Raw genomic sequence first — 15167 nt, 5'->3', positions numbered from 1 at the left:
GCCCGGCGGCGGCAGCCAGCAGGGAGCGCAAGCTTCCGCAGAGATGAAGCACAAGGTGAATCAGAACAAGCGCAAGACGCTGAACAAGACCGTGCCGATGAAGAAGATCGTGAGCACGAGCAGCAATTCCGCCGTGACGCTTCCAGATGCTCCGCCCGATCTCCTGGACGTGCCGGACGTGAGTTCCATGATCGGTGGTGGCTCCCTGGGCAGTGGTGGTTTCGGCAAAGCTGGTTCGGGCGGTGGTTTCGGCACAGGCATGGGCATGGGCGCCATGCAGGGGTTTGTGAGCCTGCCACCTTCCATGAAGACACGCTGCTCGCCGCAGGAGCGCTTGAAGAAGCTGGCGGAGAGCGGTGGCAGCCCGGAGTGCGAGCGCGCGGTTTCAAACTCGCTGGAGTGGCTGAAGTCGAAGCAGAATCCAGACGGTTCCTGGGGCAGTGGCAACAAGGCCGCGATGACCGGCATGGTGCTGCTTTGCTACCTGGGCCGCTGCGAGACTCCTGAGTCACCCTTCTATGGCGACAACGTGATGAAGGGCATCATGTACCTCATTGAGCTGTCCAAGAAGAACGAGCACGGCGCCATCACCGAGGACTTCAAAGGCAACGCAGGTGCTTATGAGCACGGCATCGCCACTTATGCCTTGGGTGAGATGTACACGCTGGCACGTCTGGGCAACAAGGAGCTTCCAGGCATGAAGGACGCTTTCGTGAAAGGCGTGCAGCTCATCATCAAGTGCCAGAACAAGGGAGACGCAGGCAAGGCCGAGGGCTCCTGGGACTACTACACGAAGAACATTTCTGAAGGGAAGCCCACCTCGAAACGCGAGGACCTCTCCGTGGCAGGCTGGCAGTATCAGGCTCTGAAGGCGGCGAAGTTCACCGGCCTGAAGATCGATGGCCTGCATTCCGCCATCGACAAAACCTGCGACTACATTGAGCGCGTGCAGTCCAAGGATGGTGGCTTCGGCAACACCAATCGTGACCAGGCCTACAACCAGTGGAGCCTGACCGGCACCGGTGCTCTGGGCCTGCAGACTCTGGGCAAGGGCCGCACCGCCTCCATCAAGAAGGGCATCGACTTCCTGCATCGCTTCCTGGAGGCCGAGCCTCTTGATTGGAACAAGAACTGCAACCTCTACTGCTGGTATTACTACACCCAGGCCTTCTTCCAGGCTGGCGGTGACGAATGGAAGTTCTACAACCAGCAGTTCCTCCCGCAGATCCTTTCCGCCCAGCAGCCAGATGGCAGCTTCAAGGCCGGCAGGCCTAACTGGACGCATGGCAGCGACAACGGCAATCCGATCTACCGCCAGGTGCTCTGCACGCTTCAGCTTGAGGTGTACTACCGCTACCTCAAGGTGGGCGATCGTGAGGAGACGAGCTTCTTTGACCGTCAGTGATCAAAGTGCGTGGTCCGCGCAGAACCTGTGCGGCATCGCGGCCTGAGGTGTCACGGATCATACCGTGACGCCGAAGTCACGGGGCGCTGCGGGTGCCAGAGGCGCACGTCGCTGCCGTCCTCATCTCATCGACCGAGCAGCTTCTTCACCTGGTCTTCCGTGTAGGCCGGGTTCTTTGACTGCTGCGGAAGCTCGATGATGTTGATCTTCTCAGTCTTCTCCTGGCTCTTCGTGCCCATGCGGTTCAGCGTGGTCTTGAAGACACTGTCCCCCAGCTTTGACTTCTGGCTGCCTTCACGCGCCATGTTGTCGGCCAGAGGGCTGTCCTTGGTGTTGAATTGATTGTCGGCAAATGCAGGCACTTTGTCGCGCTCGCTCAGCGCCTTCTTGCCCATCCAGTTCTTGTCATTGGTGCCTGCAAAACTTTTGGTTTGGAACTGGTTGCCGGCATTGAAGGTCTTTACGCCGTTGAAATCATGGGCGCTGTGCTTCTGCCGGCTGAGCCAGCTCGCGCTGCCATCCTTGCCTTGGGTCAGCACGGCTCTCGCGGCCTTGTCATAGCGGCTGCGGAAGGCCGGGTTGTCAGACCGGAAACCTTCTTTCAGCGCCTTGACGGAGCGGCCGCGCCGTTCCTCCATGGTCATCTCTGAAAGAGCCTTCTCGGGGCTGCCTTTCGACGAGGTGGACCCGCAGCTGCTCAGCAGCCAGGGAACCGTCAGAAGAACAGCGACACAGGTTTTCATGCCCGGATTGAATCAGAATTGCCGGTGCGTGGCAAGCCTCTCACTCCACATCACCGAAACCGGTGTTGATGAGCTCCTCAAGGTCGTTCATGGCCTCTTCGGCATCCGCACCTTCGGTCGTGAGCTTGATGATCTCGCCACGGCCCGCAGCCAGCATCATGAGCCCCATGATGCTTTTGCCGTTCACGGGCTCGTCATCCTTTTCCACCCAGATGTCGCACTTGTACTTGCTGGCACGCTTCACGAATTGCGCGGCAGGACGGGCGTGGAGGCCCATCTTGTTGCGGATCGTGAGGTCTTTGGAAAGCATCATGGTATGTGTCAGCGTAGCGTTGCGCTAATTATCAACCTAATTGGTCCTGCGCCATCTTTTTTAACAGCCTTTGATCAAACTCTACCGCGCTGTTGTAGCCGAAGGAGCGCAGCTTGTAGTTCAGCGCGGCCAGCTCGATGAGGCCTGCCACGTCACGGCCCGGCGCCACCGGTAGCTCCACCCGGTTCACGGCGATGCCCAGGATGTCGACGGTCTGGTCCTCGCGGCCGACCCGCTCCAGGTCTTCAGACTCTTTCACATGCACCAGCTGGACGATGAGGTCCAGCCGCTTGCTCAGGCGCACCGAGCCCACACCAAAGAGCGCGGCCACATTCAGAATGCCCAGACCGCGGATCTCGATCATGTCCCGCGTGGTCTCCGGTGCCATGCCCACAATCTCGCGCTCTTCGATGTTGCGCAGACGCACGGCGTCATCAGCGACGAGGCTGGCACCGCGCTGCAGCAGGCCGATCACGGCCTCGCTCTTGCCGGTGCCGCTATCGCCCTGGATGAGCACGCCGATGCCCTGCACATCCACCAGGCATCCGTGCACGGTCTGCGTCGGCGCAAAGGCGGTGTCGAGCTTGATGGTGGCATTGTTCAGAAACTTCATCGTCAGCATGCTCGTCTGGAAGACGGAGATGCCAGCCTCATTGGCGATCTGCACCAAGTCTTCCGCCAGGCGATGCGCCCGCGCCACGATGAGGCAGGGGATCTCCCAGGAGCACAGCTGGCTGAAGCGGGCTGCGCGCAGCTTCGGCTCCAGCGAATCCAGGAAGGAGAGCTCCGAATTGCCGATCACCTGCACGCGCTTGTAGGCGAAGTAGGAAAAGAAGCCCGAGAGCGCCAGGCCTGGACGGTTCACCGAAGGCTCCAGGATCTTGCGGGCAAAGCCCACGTCCGTGCCCACGATCTTCAGCTTCAAAGGCTTCTCATTTTCCGCGAAAAACTCGCCGACAGTGATGGATGACGGGCGTTTGACTCGGGTAGGAGGAGGCATGGCGAGAAAGTCGAAGTCTGGAACGAATCAAACGAGCCCCGCAGCCGCACGCACCTGCGCCTCATCGATCCCGCGCAGGCCAAAGATCCTCAACAGCGTGTCTTCGATGAGGTTGTTCGGGCAGGAGGCACCTGCCGTGATGCCGATGGTGATGGGATTCGTTGTGTCCGCGAGCTTGCCTGAGTAGCTGGTTTTCTCCGCTTTCAGATGCAGGTCAAAATGCACGATCTGCTCCAGCGAGGTCAGACACTCCGCCGTGCGGATGAAAAAGGTGGGCAGCTGCTGTTCACCGATCTCCACGAGATGGGTGGTGTTCGAGCTGTTATATCCACCGACGACGAGCAAGATGTCCAGCGGCTGGCGCAGCAGATGGAAGAGCCCGTCCTGACGGTCCTGTGTCGCCCCGCAGATGGTGTCGAAGACTTGGAAATTCGGGCTGCCCGCACCATCACGATCCTCAATTGCCTTCTGCAGTCGGCGCTGGATCTCCTCAGTCTCGGACTTCAGCATCGTGGTCTGGTTCGCCACACCCACGCGGGTCAGATGCAGATCTGGATCAAAGCCTGGCGAGCAGGCGCTGGCCGCGCTGAAACGCTGCAGGAAGGCCTGCTTGTCACCACCCTTGCGGATGTAGTCACAGACGAAGTCCACATCCGAAAGCGTCAGCACCACCAGATAGTGTCCATTCCCGTTGTCGCCAATCGCGCGGGAGGAAGTCGCTCGCGTTTCTTCGTGGCTGGCCTTGCCATGGATGACGGAGGTGAAGCCACCCTTCGCATAGCCGCGCACACGTTTCCATACACTCATCACGTCACCGCAGGTGGTGTCCACCACCATGCAGCCGCGGGAAGAGATCAGCTTCATCAAATCCGTCTCAGCGCCAAAGGCTGGCACGATGACCACATCATCACTGGTCAGTTTGGCCACTTCTTCTTCATGCTTGCCCACCGGGATGCTGATGATGCCCATCTCCGTGAGCTGGCGGTTCACCTCGGGATTGTGGATGATCTCGCCCAGCAAAAACACACGTTTGTCCGCAAACACTCGGCGCGCCGCATACGCCAGATCGATCGCGCGCTCCACGCCATAGCAAAAGCCGAACTCACGCGCCAGCCGCACCGTTGTGCTGCCGATCTGGAGCACGCTTCCCTGGGCGCGGATGGTCTCCACCAGCGGGCTGCGGTAGTGTGTCTCCACCTCCGCCTGCACACGCTCCATGACCTCCGGCGTGCGGACGTTGACTCGGCGGGAGGCTGGGGCGGCGTTGGACATGATGGCGACTGGAAACGAAAGGGTGGGGGAAAGTGAAAAAGGGAGAGGCGGGGCTGCCGCCTCTCCCCGAAAGCTACGGACAATAGGCCAAACTTAGCGCTTAAAGAGGGTGCCTGCCTCAATGTCCGTGAAGAATTTTGAGCTCAGCAGGTAGCCACGGTCAGGGTTAGGCAGCGGGCCGTCATCCACCACCGGCAGGGTCTTGCCCACCGTGTTGTCCTCAGGGTGGGACTTGGCGATGATCAGCGGCGTGCCGGTCCTCGTCAGGGAGAACAAAGCCTTGGCAGACTTCGCAGGCAGGCGGATGCAACCATGCGTGCAGGGATAAGGCTTCACGAAGCCCCAGTGCAGGCCGTAAGCGGACTTCCACTCCTGCCAGTAGGCCATCGGGTAACCACGGTCTGGCTCGCTCTGACGGCGGCGCTTGGCCTCCTTGTACTGGATGCGGTAGGTGCCGGCACCGGTGGAACCGTTGGTGCCCACGGAGCAGGGCGTGGCCAGCAGGACTTTGTCACCTTCCACCACGTACACGCGCTGGGCACCGGTGCTCACCTTCACCTTCACGGCGCTCGGGTTTTTGGCAGGGGTCACCGTGGGGTTGAACTCGTGGCCATAGATGTGGCGGCTGCGCACGGTTTTGCAGCTGCTCATGGACAGAGCCACGCCGGCAAGCAGAGCGCCCTGGAGGATACGACGAAGGGTAGGGGAAGTCATGGAGGCTTCAGGATTAGCACGACCTCCCCGTGTCTCCACCGTTTTTCTCAGCAGTGACCGATAGTTTTGGCGTGCAGAAGCGTTTTGTGTGCCCCACCTTTGTCCATCCGCATGAAGATCGCCTCCCTCTCCGCCCTGGCTCTGCTGACCTGCCTGATCATCTCGACCGCCCAGGAACCTGCCAAGCCCGCTGCCCCTGCAGCCCCGGCCAAGGAAGCTGCAACTGAGCGCGTGCTCTTTGATGGCAAGTCCCTCGATGCCTGGGAAACCGTTGACATCGGCGGCAGCGGCACCGTCGAACTTGAAGGCGATCTTATGATCATCAATCAGGGGGACAGCCTCAGCGGCGTCGTCTATAAAAAGCCCGCTGACCTCCCCCTCACCAACTACGAGATCAGCCTCGAGGCCAAGCGTCTGCAGGGCGTGGACTTCTTCTGTGGCCTGACCTTCCCCGTCGGCGACCTCAAAAAGTGCGCCACCCTCATCTGTGGCGGCTGGGGTGGCAGCGTCACCGGCATCAGCAGCATTGATGACTTCGATGCCGCCAACAACAACACCGGCTCCTACCAGAAATACGAGGACGACAAATGGTACAAAATCCGCCTGCGTGTCACCCCCGAGAACCTCAGCGTCTGGCTGGATGACAAGCAGATCGTCGACCAGGACATCACCGGCCGCAAAGTCAGCCTCCGCCCCGGCCCCATCGAAAGCTACGCCCCCCTGGCCATCTCCACCTACAACACCTCCGCCGCCATCCGGAACGTGAAGGTGAAGCCCGTGAAGCCATAGTAGCCTGGATCTACCTGGATTAGCTTGGATCGACGCTGACCGCCATGTAGCGGCTGGCGTCAGCCTGCCCTCTTCGACCCCACGAACACGAGGTCGGATCCAGTCGGATTGACTCTGAAAACCACCGCCAACGGCTCCCGAAGACCTGGATCTACTTGGATCCACTTGGATCACCCGCGGTCGCCTCCAAGCATCCGATGTAGCGGCAGACGTAAGTCTTCCCTCTTCGACCTCAGGAACCCGAGGTCGGATCAGGTCGGATTCAGTCGGATCCACACCCAGCGCCCCGCAGCGAAGCGCGCCAGCAAAGTAGCCATCACACTCCGTGTGATGAGCCCAAGACTGCACCACCTCCACCCACCTCCATTTCTTCCAAGTAGGTTGGATCAGGTCGGATCCAGCCGGATCGGCTCTGAGACAACAGTCAACAATCATAAACCACGGTAAACAATCGTAAACGCTTCCGTTCACCCTCGATCCGGTTGGATTGGCCGAAACCACCGCAAACAACGGCAAACAATCGCAAACCACCGCCAACGGCTCCCATCCCGTCTTCCGTGTGTTTCGCAGCCCAAGCTCCTCACGCCCCAGCCTCTCACCGGGGTGCCCAAAGAACAAAGAATTCAAAGCACACATCGCCCCGCATTCTCCTCCACGATCTGCCCTCTCCCAACAGTCCCAAGCGGACCCTTTGGACACCGCAGGCAGTCACCACCCATCCTCGCAGTCGCGGAGCGTCCTGGAGTGCGCCGGCCCTCCGGCGCTTTCCGAAGTCCACCACGCTCACGAAACCACCTAACCAATAACGCATTCATCAAACTTCCACCCCACCACTTGTCGTCCATTCGCCATCGGCTCCGGATTCAAACACTCCCCCTCTCCCAATCTCCTGTAAAAAAACAGGCATGGCCCGAGACCCCGCCCCCCCGAACCTCTGCCAACCGTGAACTGAGAACAGCGAACCGAGAACAGTCTACGCGATCAACTCCTTCACCATGCTGCACTCCTCCACCCCCGTCAGACGGAAGTCGAGGCCCGCATACTTATACGTGAAGCGTGAGTGATCAAAGCCCAGCAGGTGCAGCATCGTCGCGTGCAGTTCATGCACATGCACGGGCTTCTCAATGGCCGCGAAGCCGAACTCATCGGTGGCACCGTGGGTATAACCACCTTTGGAACCACCACCGGCCATCCAGTAAGTGAAGCCGTAGTGGTTGTGGTCACGACCGCGCTGCTTGCCAGCATTCGCACCCGGAGTCGGCAGTTCCACCGCCGGTGTGCGGCCGAACTCACCGCCCCAGATCATTAGCGTTTCATCAAAGAGGCCACGCTGCTTCATGTCACCCATGAAAGCGGCGATCGCCTGGTCCACGTCCTTCGCGAGGCGAGCATGGTCCAGGATCTCATCATGACTGTCCCAGGGCTGTCCTGCGCCCGTCCAAAGCTGGATGAAGCGCACTCCGCGCTCCAGCAACCGACGTGCGATCAGTGTCTGACGACCGAAATCATTCTCACCATAAGCCTTGCGCACGGACTCAGGCTCCTTGCTGATGTCAAAAGCATCCGTCGCCTCCATCTGCATGCGATAGGCGAGCTCGAAGCTCTGGATGCGCGCATCCAGTTGCTGGTCGTTCTGGCGCTGCTTCAGATGATTCTCATTCAGCGCATACAGCAGATCCAGCTGACGGCGTTGCTGCTTCAGATCCAGCGAGCCGTTCTTGATGAACTCCACCAGTTTGTCCACCTCGGTGTCTTCCGTGTTGATGTACGTGCCCTGGTAGATGCTCGGCAGGAAAGCCGACTGCCAGTTCTTCGTGCGCCGTGTCGGCATGCCCTTCGGACACATGGAGATGTAACCCGGCAGGTTCTCATTCTCCGAACCCAGACCATACGTCACCCACGACCCAAAGCTCGGGCGATGCTGGCGCCCATCACCGCAGTTCATCAAACCAAGAGAAGGCTCATGGTTAGGCACATCCGCCTTCATTGATCGGATCACGCAGAGATCATCCGCGTACGCTGCCGTCTTGGAAAAGATGTCACTGACTTCCAGGCCGCACTGACCATACTTCTTGAACGCGAAAGGCGACTTCAATCCAGCCCCGGTCGGGCGTTCCGTCTTCAGCACGCTCGGCAAGATCTTGCCGTCAAACTTCTCCAGCATCGGCTTCGGATCAAAGGTGTCCACCTGGGAAGGCCCGCCATTCATGAAGAAATGGATCACCCGCTTCGCCTTCGGCTCATGATGGGACTGACGCACCCCGAACGGATTCGTGCCATCGATCGCCGCCTGCGCCTGGTTCGCTCCCATGAGTCCGCCGAGCGCCATGGTGCCCATCCCCATCCCCACACGGCTCAGCATCTGGCGGCGGGTCAGGAAATGATGTTCGAGATTAAAGGGATGATGGGACATGGAAAGGGGGGATTCCTGGTCAGTCTAGACCCATAGCTTTCATGAGCAGAACCTCAAGGGGGGCAGGGCACAAAAGCAGTGGGTCCAGGGAACACGGGGGAATGAGCTCTGGCGCTACCTAAACCAATACTCCGGTGACGAGTCGGGACTTGCACACATTCGTCGCGCCAGGACGCAAAAGTGGAGAGGCTGTCCTAGGGGCGTTCGACTTAGGTTACAGCGGTTGCCCCCTTGTGGATCTATGCTTAGATGCGAGGTTTCAATGCCCTTTTCTTTTCGGTTCGTCTTTTCGTCCCTCAGCTTGATGGTAGGTCTCTCCCTGGGCGTTCAGGCTCAGGCTCAAGCTCAGACACGGACGCTTGCCTTTGACCCTCCTCACGTCATGAGCTACGAGCCGGACAGTTATGTGCGGCCAGAGTTGCGCGAGCAGGGCTTTGTGATCACCGTGGGGTCGACGAGCTCCCCGCGAGGGACCTATCTGCAGCAGTCAATCTACAACTACTCTCCCGACAATGGCTCGACCTACGCGCGATACATTTCGGGGGATAGCGACTTCAAGCTCGTGCATGAGCAAGGCCTGCTTTTCACACCCGTGCAGCTGGATCTGGCAGGTTACAATTCGGTCATTGATCTGACCGTCCAGGGCGTCAAGAGCGATGGCAGCATCGTGTCTCACACCATCAATCGACTGCCGCTTGGCGATGGTCCCGGACCCGGAGCCGACTTTAAGGTCTGCTCGCTACCTGCGAGCTTCCAGCAGATCCGGGAACTGCGCATCCCGCAGACCGGTTATTATCTGGATAACATCGTGGTGGAGCCGCCTGCTGGAGAGGCTCCGCTGCAAGCTCCTCTGCCTGAGCCCTACGTTTATGATATCGACTGGGAGGCGGCACCTCATAAGTTGGATCAGATGACGGCCACGGGCGGTCAGCGGGCTCCTTCGTCAGTCAATTTCGGCAGCACCATGGTGCGCGAGCGTCCAGGCGGGGCGGGCCGCTACCTCGAACTGAGCCGGGACAATGATACCTATGACCAAATCCAGATGTCACTCGCGTTGAATGCCCGCCGTTACGTGATCGATTATGATTTGAGCCATGCCCCAAGTTCCCACGCAGCGCTCTTTCTGGATTTGAACGGCGGATTCCTTCGCGTCGACATGAGCGAAGGCATCCTGAGTTTCTACAAGGACACGGTATCTCTTACTGATGGCACGCAAGGCAGCCTTCTCTACACAGCATCGGCTAACAATCAGTTTCAGATCGTCTGGGATGAGGTCACGGGGCAGCTCTCCATCAGCATCGGCGGTCAGATCCGTAAAGTATGGAACATTGTGGATGGATCAGTCAGTGACATTCTTTCCTTGCGCTTCAGCACGGCGGACATCGCCGTCACCTCAATTGACAATCTCAAGATCCAGGCCCTGGACCGTGCTCCTCTAAGGATGATCCCGGGGGAACGGGATTTTGTTTTTCTTCAAGTGCTGCAATCTGAGACCGTGCCAGTGCGGATCGTTAATACAGGAAGCTCGAGCGTGACACTCACCGGAGTCCGCAAGCTTGATCCCACCTTCAGTTTTTCCGGAATCATGTTTCCACTGACCTTGGCCGCCGGAGAGCAAGTCATCGGGCAGGTGACAGCCGCTCCCCTGACAACCGGTTACAAGTCCTCCTATCTCATCATCGATTCAAGTGCTGGAAGCATCTGTTCCAGGCTGGGGACATATCCCAGGGATCCTGTGACCAATTACTTCAGTGGCCAGCCTGCCTCACGCACGGTCGAAAGCGGTTCACCTCTGCAGATCGTTTCGGTCTTCTCGGGACCCTCGGCTGAGCGTTTTGAGTGGACCAAGGACGGCAAGATCATCCCTGGAACCAGTGCTATCCTGGATGTCAGCACATCCGCGAGTTCCACCGATGCTGGTGTCTATCAGGTCAAAGCTTACCTGACCAATGGTGAAGTCGTCGCTTCGAATACGGCGACCATCACAGTGACCACGATAGGGTTCACCACCCAGCCAGTCAGCAAATGGGTGCGCGTTGTGCCAGGAATGTCCTCCTCGCTTAGTCTTACGTGTGCATTCAAGACGCCTGTCAGCCGTTATGAGTGGCGGATGGACGGGACCGTCGTTTCCGGAACCGGCCCGACGTTGACCATCTCCAGCCCGACGCTGCAGAATGCAGGTGTCTACCGGGTGACTGCCCATTTGAGCGATGGCAGATCATTCCAGTCTCAGCCGGCTAACGTGGGCGTGGTGATCTACTCCAGCGTTACCCGGACTGCGGCCAGCGGATCCGAGTTCAACTATCCCGCCCAAGTGGCAGGTCCAGGTCTAACCTATTCTTGGTTCTTCAACCAAACCCAGCCTGTGTCCGAACTCCCAGGTGTCGTTGAGGCAGGCCAGACACTTCGCCTCAATCCGGTCTCGGGAGCCCATCACGGTTCGTTTACATCCACAGCTTTGATGCCGGATGCCGTGGCACCAGCCACACTTCTCTCCTCAGGATCCATCGTCAGCTTGACCCTTCAGGTCCAGGGCGGCGCCATGCCGGTGCCCGTGTTGCTGAGCTCCACGCTTGGCCACGCCATGGTTGGCCAGCCCTATGAGTTCACGCTTTCCGCCACCAGCAGCACGCCTCAGACCTTCAGCGCTTCCGGCCTGCCGGCGGAATTAACGCTCGTCCCTTCCACCGGGCGCATCTACGGCACTCCGCTGGCAAGTTCCATACCTTCAGGCACTCCGAGTGGTGAGAGCAAAACCTACAATGTGACGGTGACCGTCAGCAATACCTATGGTCAGGTCTCCCGTCAGATTCCCCTGGTCCTGCATCCACGCTTGTCCAGTGCTAGAGTGCTCGGCCTGACCCAGCCTGATGTTCTCCCAGGGTTGCGCCAGCCGACGAGGATCCAGGGTGACATCACTTTGGATTCACTGTCACTCCATACCCTCGGCACTCCGCGTATCCAGGCCACGACCAGACTGGTGTTTGATCCCATCACCGGGAGCATGAAAGGGACTCTGCGCACCACAGCAAACTCGCCGCTTTTGGGCCACCCGGTCCGCTGGGACGGCCAGTGCCTGGAGTCTGATGCCACAGGCTCGGACAAGCTCTTCGTTTTCCAGGCCGCGCGAATCGTGCGCCAGTTGAATCCCGCCTACCATGTCGCTGGCAAATATCCCACCGCTCTCACGGTCGATGTGGGAGAGGCCATCTTGCCGCCGAATCTTCCTCTCGGCAGCGGTGTGTTGAGCGTGAAGCTTGGCGCTGATTCCCGCGTGACCTACGTGGGATCACTTCCTGATGGCAGCAGTATCACCGGTTCCGGTGAGTGGGTGGAGGATTGGGAAAATAATCAGGGGCTGCGTCATCCTCTGCATTGCGCCACCGCTGGCCCAGGCCACCTCGCTGGCTGGCTTGAGCTCGGTCTTAATTCGTTGGCTGGCCGGCTTCAATGGATCAGGCAGCCTTTGCGAACACAGCCTACCTGGCCCGAGGGTTTTCAATTCGCCACAGTGAGTGAGAATGTCAGCGTGGTCGGGGAGCGCCTTGTGGCTCCTGCCTCCGGAGAAACTCTCATGGGACTTCACCGGCAGCCTGTGGTCTTGAGCGGACGTTCTCGCGATGGCTTGAGTGCCTCTCGTCGTTTCACGGTCAGCACCCGTCATGTGGCCACCGCTTTGCTGCCTGCCTCATCGCCCGCCACCTTGGCCATCCAGCCTGCCGAGGGCACCTTCTCAGGTTCCTTGAACATGGGATCGTACAAAGGGCGCGCTCTCACGGGCAGCTATCGTGGTGTCCTTCTCCCAGGCTTGCAGGTCGGAAAGGGGTATATGCTGGTGCCTGATGTCGCCCGCTATGAAGAAAGCGTCCGCCTCCGTGGTATCACCCTTTCCATCGGAGGAGCATCACCCGCAGTCATGCCGATGAAGCCGGTGGAGATCGAGCTCTTCTTGGAAAGACCTAACTAAATATTGAATACAGAACTTCACGCCTGGCTTCCACATTCTCGCAGCATGACTCTTGTTCGTTCTTTGGCGGTCAGCGCCGTCGCACTGTCCCTTTGCCTTCCAGCACTGGCACAAAACGCAGTCTCACCTTCTCAAGCCGCGTCCTGGTTGGATGAACTCGAATCGCGAAACGAACCTGCGGCAGCGCATGCCCCAGCTTCTGCCACGCAGGCACCTCCATCGCTCACTCGCACCAGTGATCCGTCATTCATGAGCACCAGCCTCGCGGGAGCTCAGCGTCTCCAGGGAGACTTCACGAGTTACTCTTCGCAATTTCAATCCGGACGCACGTTCCTCTCCACCGGCTCAGCTCCCAGCACTGTTGGTCGTTCAGACAAAAACGGGGCCTTCCCGCTGTCCGCTACCTTGGATCAAAGCTTCGCCTGGAACCGGCTCGAGTTCGCCGGTGCGGATCAGGAAGCGTTGACATCGACCACGGAGCTTTCGCTCTTCAGCCAGCTTGGAAGCCTGGAGAACGGTCGCCTGACGCTGGATGCTGCCGGCGGTGTGACGCTGGCTTCAACCGAAGACTTCGGATTTTCCGGGAGCGGTGACAGCGCCTGGTTCATGCAGCCAGGATCATCTCTGGTGTATGAAAGAAGGTTAGGCCAGGTCACCCTGACAGTTTATGACCGCTTCGCGGCCCGTCCTGATGCGTTGGTGAGCTTCTTGGGACCTCTTCAAGGCACCTCCCTGGTTCCATTCATCGCCACGATGCAGAATGATCTCGGCATGGCCTTGAACTGGCAGCCTCTGGATGATCTGTCCCTCACGCTGAACTACAACTGGGCCTCCTCCCAAAGCGCGCGCAGTTCAAGCGAGACACCGCCCTTCAATCCTCATGGCAATCTCGATGTTCTCGCTGCTCGGGACATCAACAGCGTGCTTGCCAGTGTCGCTTGGCAGGCTTCTCCAGTCATGCGCTTTGGCCTCCGCGCCGGTGCCTCCTGGTCTTCCTTTGAAGAGGAGTTCTCCAATGACGGCAACCAATGGCACGGTGGCCTTTTTGCAGATCTTAAACTCCCCTTCGAGCAAATCTTGAAGTTGGAGGCTGGAGCTCAGGGAATGAATTTCGAAAGGCCGGAGCCTGTAGGGATCTACATCCCTTTCGGAATTCCTAGCTCACCCGCCAGTTTCGTCACGGGCTCTGGAGACGACCGTGACCTTGGTGCCACACCTTACTACACGCTCAGTCTCGGCGGCCCCCTCGGGAGAAGGTTCTCCCATCAGCTCTCGGCAGGCAGCGAGGCCAGTCTCGGGCTCCTTTCCAACTACGTCGAAGCTCGCTTCGTCAACTACACCCTGTCTGCGCAGCTTTGGAAAGGCGCGGACCTCGGCCTGGGCGGATTCTACGAGGACGTCCAGAACTCAGGAGGCGTCTTCGCCTCGGACACGAGTGTGCATGGCTTCACGGCCACACTGCGGCAGACCTGGCATCGCTTCACCTTCAGCGCGGGTTACGGTCACACCCGCTTTGACTCGGATGCGCATCCCGCTTCCCTGGTCCGGCTCTTTGCCACCGCCGATCAGCACGCCTTCCACACCAGCGCCTCGTATCAGATCTGCCAGCGCGCCACCGTCAGCCTCGCCTGGCAGCGCATCGTCAGTGATTTCGCAGCAGTCCCCGATGACCTCGTGCAGGATCGTCTGACAATGAACCTGCGGTGGATGTTTTAGCGGTCGTAGTCGGGGGCTGATGATACAGTTCGTGCACTGAGGTGTGCACGTTTGGAGAATTCGACACGCTGCCAAAACTCATCAGAACTCAAAGCCTGAACCTTGCCGGAGGTAAGTTCATGATCGCGGCACACAGCTTCGGTCAATCGCTCGGCCTCCCAGATCTTTTTTGCGATACTGGGCATGGTGTTATTCGCGGTTCATTCCGTCTGAGGGATGACGTTTGGTGTGGCAGACGACCATGACGCGCACGGTCTGGCTTTCTTGATCCACACGGTAAAGAATGCGGTAAGGGAAGCGGTGTAGATTGGCCCGGCGGTAGGTGTGCCGCGACTCAAAGTGGTAGTGGAATGGGTTCTCTGCAACGGTGTCGCGGAATCTCTGGAGCTCGGCTTCAAAACGCTCCACGAGACGCCATGATATGTCGCTGTAGTAGCGAACAGCGTCTTCGATATCGGCAATGGCTTCCTCGTGATAGGCGACGTTCATCGGAGCGTGGCTTTGAAACGCTCCATCCGCGCCCGGAACTCGTCTTCAGAAATCAGCTTCTTGGTGCCAGCGGCCAGTTCGGCGTCACGCTTCTCCGCCAGATCGACTTCCTCGTCATCGAGTTGCTTCTGAACCTCTGCCCAACTGGTACCCTGAACCCTGCCCGATGTCATTTCCGCAGAGCGGCTTTCGGCGAGTGCCAGGAGTTCGTCCAGTTCGTCGCCATGCTCAGGCAGGCGCTTTCGCAGCGAATTGAAAACCTCAATGCGCTCCTCGTCATTGAGCAGCTCAAACTGTTCGCAGATCTGTGTGGCAGTGATAGACATGAAAACCTCCTGGTTCTGTT

The 15167-nt window shown here is 59.1% G+C and carries 12 protein-coding genes; 4 read left to right on the top strand and 8 right to left on the bottom strand.

The genetic code is table 11. The features are described from left to right. A partial coding sequence (locus BGE01nite_RS16640) for a prenyltransferase/squalene oxidase repeat-containing protein (protein WP_146851613.1) occupies positions 1-1405 on the top strand: 1405 nt, incomplete at its 5' end. Between the two features lie 125 nt (positions 1406-1530). On the opposite strand, the gene BGE01nite_RS16635 is transcribed toward BGE01nite_RS16640, so the two are convergent. From BGE01nite_RS16635 to BGE01nite_RS16615, 5 genes are all read right to left on the bottom strand, one after another. Next, positions 1531-2148, bottom strand: a complete 618-nt coding sequence (locus tag BGE01nite_RS16635; RefSeq protein WP_146851612.1) for a hypothetical protein — start codon at positions 2146-2148, stop codon at positions 1531-1533. Between the two features lie 40 nt (positions 2149-2188). After that, positions 2189-2458: an HPr family phosphocarrier protein gene (locus BGE01nite_RS16630; protein WP_146851616.1), complete on the bottom strand. Its 270-nt coding sequence runs from the start codon at positions 2456-2458 to the stop codon at positions 2189-2191. Between the two features lie 34 nt (positions 2459-2492). Continuing rightward, the gene (gene hprK, locus BGE01nite_RS16625; protein WP_146851611.1) at positions 2493-3461 is read right to left on the bottom strand and encodes an HPr(Ser) kinase/phosphatase; all 969 of its coding nucleotides are present in this window, start codon (positions 3459-3461) and stop codon (positions 2493-2495) included. Between the two features lie 27 nt (positions 3462-3488). Then, complete coding sequence (locus BGE01nite_RS16620) at positions 3489-4733, bottom strand: 4-hydroxy-3-methylbut-2-enyl diphosphate reductase (protein ID WP_146851610.1); 1245 nt, start codon at positions 4731-4733, stop codon at positions 3489-3491. A gap of 93 nt (positions 4734-4826) precedes the next feature. Continuing rightward, positions 4827-5447, bottom strand: a complete 621-nt coding sequence (locus BGE01nite_RS16615; protein ID WP_146851609.1) for a L,D-transpeptidase — start codon at positions 5445-5447, stop codon at positions 4827-4829. 111 nt (positions 5448-5558) lie between these two features. Between BGE01nite_RS16615 and BGE01nite_RS16610 the strand changes: the two genes are divergently transcribed. Further along, a complete protein-coding gene (locus tag BGE01nite_RS16610; protein WP_146851608.1) occupies positions 5559-6236 on the top strand; it encodes a 3-keto-disaccharide hydrolase in 678 nt (225 codons plus the stop codon). Between the two features lie 973 nt (positions 6237-7209). Here the strand turns inward: BGE01nite_RS16610 and BGE01nite_RS16605 are convergent. Further along, a complete protein-coding gene (locus BGE01nite_RS16605) occupies positions 7210-8649 on the bottom strand; it encodes a DUF1501 domain-containing protein (RefSeq protein WP_146851607.1) in 1440 nt (479 codons plus the stop codon). Between the two features lie 382 nt (positions 8650-9031). Here BGE01nite_RS16605 and BGE01nite_RS16600 point away from each other — a divergent pair, with 382 nt between their 5' ends. Together BGE01nite_RS16600 and BGE01nite_RS16595 are read left to right on the top strand one after the other, a co-directional pair. Continuing rightward, the gene (locus BGE01nite_RS16600; RefSeq protein WP_146851606.1) at positions 9032-12616 is read left to right on the top strand and encodes a putative Ig domain-containing protein; all 3585 of its coding nucleotides are present in this window, start codon (positions 9032-9034) and stop codon (positions 12614-12616) included. A gap of 249 nt (positions 12617-12865) precedes the next feature. After that, positions 12866-14332 (top strand): hypothetical protein, encoded by a 1467-nt coding sequence (locus tag BGE01nite_RS16595; protein ID WP_146851605.1) that lies wholly within the window; start codon positions 12866-12868, stop codon positions 14330-14332. Positions 14333-14521: 189 nt separating this feature from the next. Here the strand turns inward: BGE01nite_RS16595 and BGE01nite_RS16590 are convergent, their stop codons facing one another. Both BGE01nite_RS16590 and BGE01nite_RS16585 read right to left on the bottom strand, forming a co-directional pair. Continuing rightward, the gene (locus BGE01nite_RS16590; protein ID WP_146851604.1) at positions 14522-14821 is read right to left on the bottom strand and encodes a type II toxin-antitoxin system RelE/ParE family toxin; all 300 of its coding nucleotides are present in this window, start codon (positions 14819-14821) and stop codon (positions 14522-14524) included. After that, on the bottom strand, positions 14818-15147 hold the full coding sequence (locus BGE01nite_RS16585) for a hypothetical protein (RefSeq protein WP_146851603.1): 330 nt from the start codon (positions 15145-15147) through the stop codon (positions 14818-14820). Before BGE01nite_RS16585 ends, BGE01nite_RS16590 begins: the two co-directional genes overlap by 4 nt. Positions 15148-15167 lie beyond the last annotated feature (20 nt).

It is taken from the genome of Prosthecobacter gellanilyticus (genome assembly GCF_007992435.1).
GTDB lineage: Bacteria > Verrucomicrobiota > Verrucomicrobiia > Verrucomicrobiales > Verrucomicrobiaceae > Prosthecobacter > Prosthecobacter gellanilyticus.
This window is presented reverse-complemented; position numbering and strand designations above follow the sequence as displayed.

Coding starts and splice junctions, on each gene's coding strand:
- BGE01nite_RS16635 (WP_146851612.1), bottom strand. CDS start 2,148: ATGAAAACCTGTGTCGCTGTTCTTCTGACGGTTCCCTGGCTGCTGAGC.
- BGE01nite_RS16630 (WP_146851616.1), bottom strand. CDS start 2,458: ATGCTTTCCAAAGACCTCACGATCCGCAACAAGATGGGCCTCCACGCC.
- hprK (WP_146851611.1), bottom strand. CDS start 3,461: ATGCCTCCTCCTACCCGAGTCAAACGCCCGTCATCCATCACTGTCGGC.
- BGE01nite_RS16620 (WP_146851610.1), bottom strand. CDS start 4,733: ATGTCCAACGCCGCCCCAGCCTCCCGCCGAGTCAACGTCCGCACGCCG.
- BGE01nite_RS16615 (WP_146851609.1), bottom strand. CDS start 5,447: ATGACTTCCCCTACCCTTCGTCGTATCCTCCAGGGCGCTCTGCTTGCC.
- BGE01nite_RS16610 (WP_146851608.1), top strand. CDS start 5,559: ATGAAGATCGCCTCCCTCTCCGCCCTGGCTCTGCTGACCTGCCTGATC.
- BGE01nite_RS16605 (WP_146851607.1), bottom strand. CDS start 8,649: ATGTCCCATCATCCCTTTAATCTCGAACATCATTTCCTGACCCGCCGC.
- BGE01nite_RS16600 (WP_146851606.1), top strand. CDS start 9,032: ATGAGCTACGAGCCGGACAGTTATGTGCGGCCAGAGTTGCGCGAGCAG.
- BGE01nite_RS16595 (WP_146851605.1), top strand. CDS start 12,866: ATGAGCACCAGCCTCGCGGGAGCTCAGCGTCTCCAGGGAGACTTCACG.
- BGE01nite_RS16590 (WP_146851604.1), bottom strand. CDS start 14,821: ATGAACGTCGCCTATCACGAGGAAGCCATTGCCGATATCGAAGACGCT.
- BGE01nite_RS16585 (WP_146851603.1), bottom strand. CDS start 15,147: ATGTCTATCACTGCCACACAGATCTGCGAACAGTTTGAGCTGCTCAAT.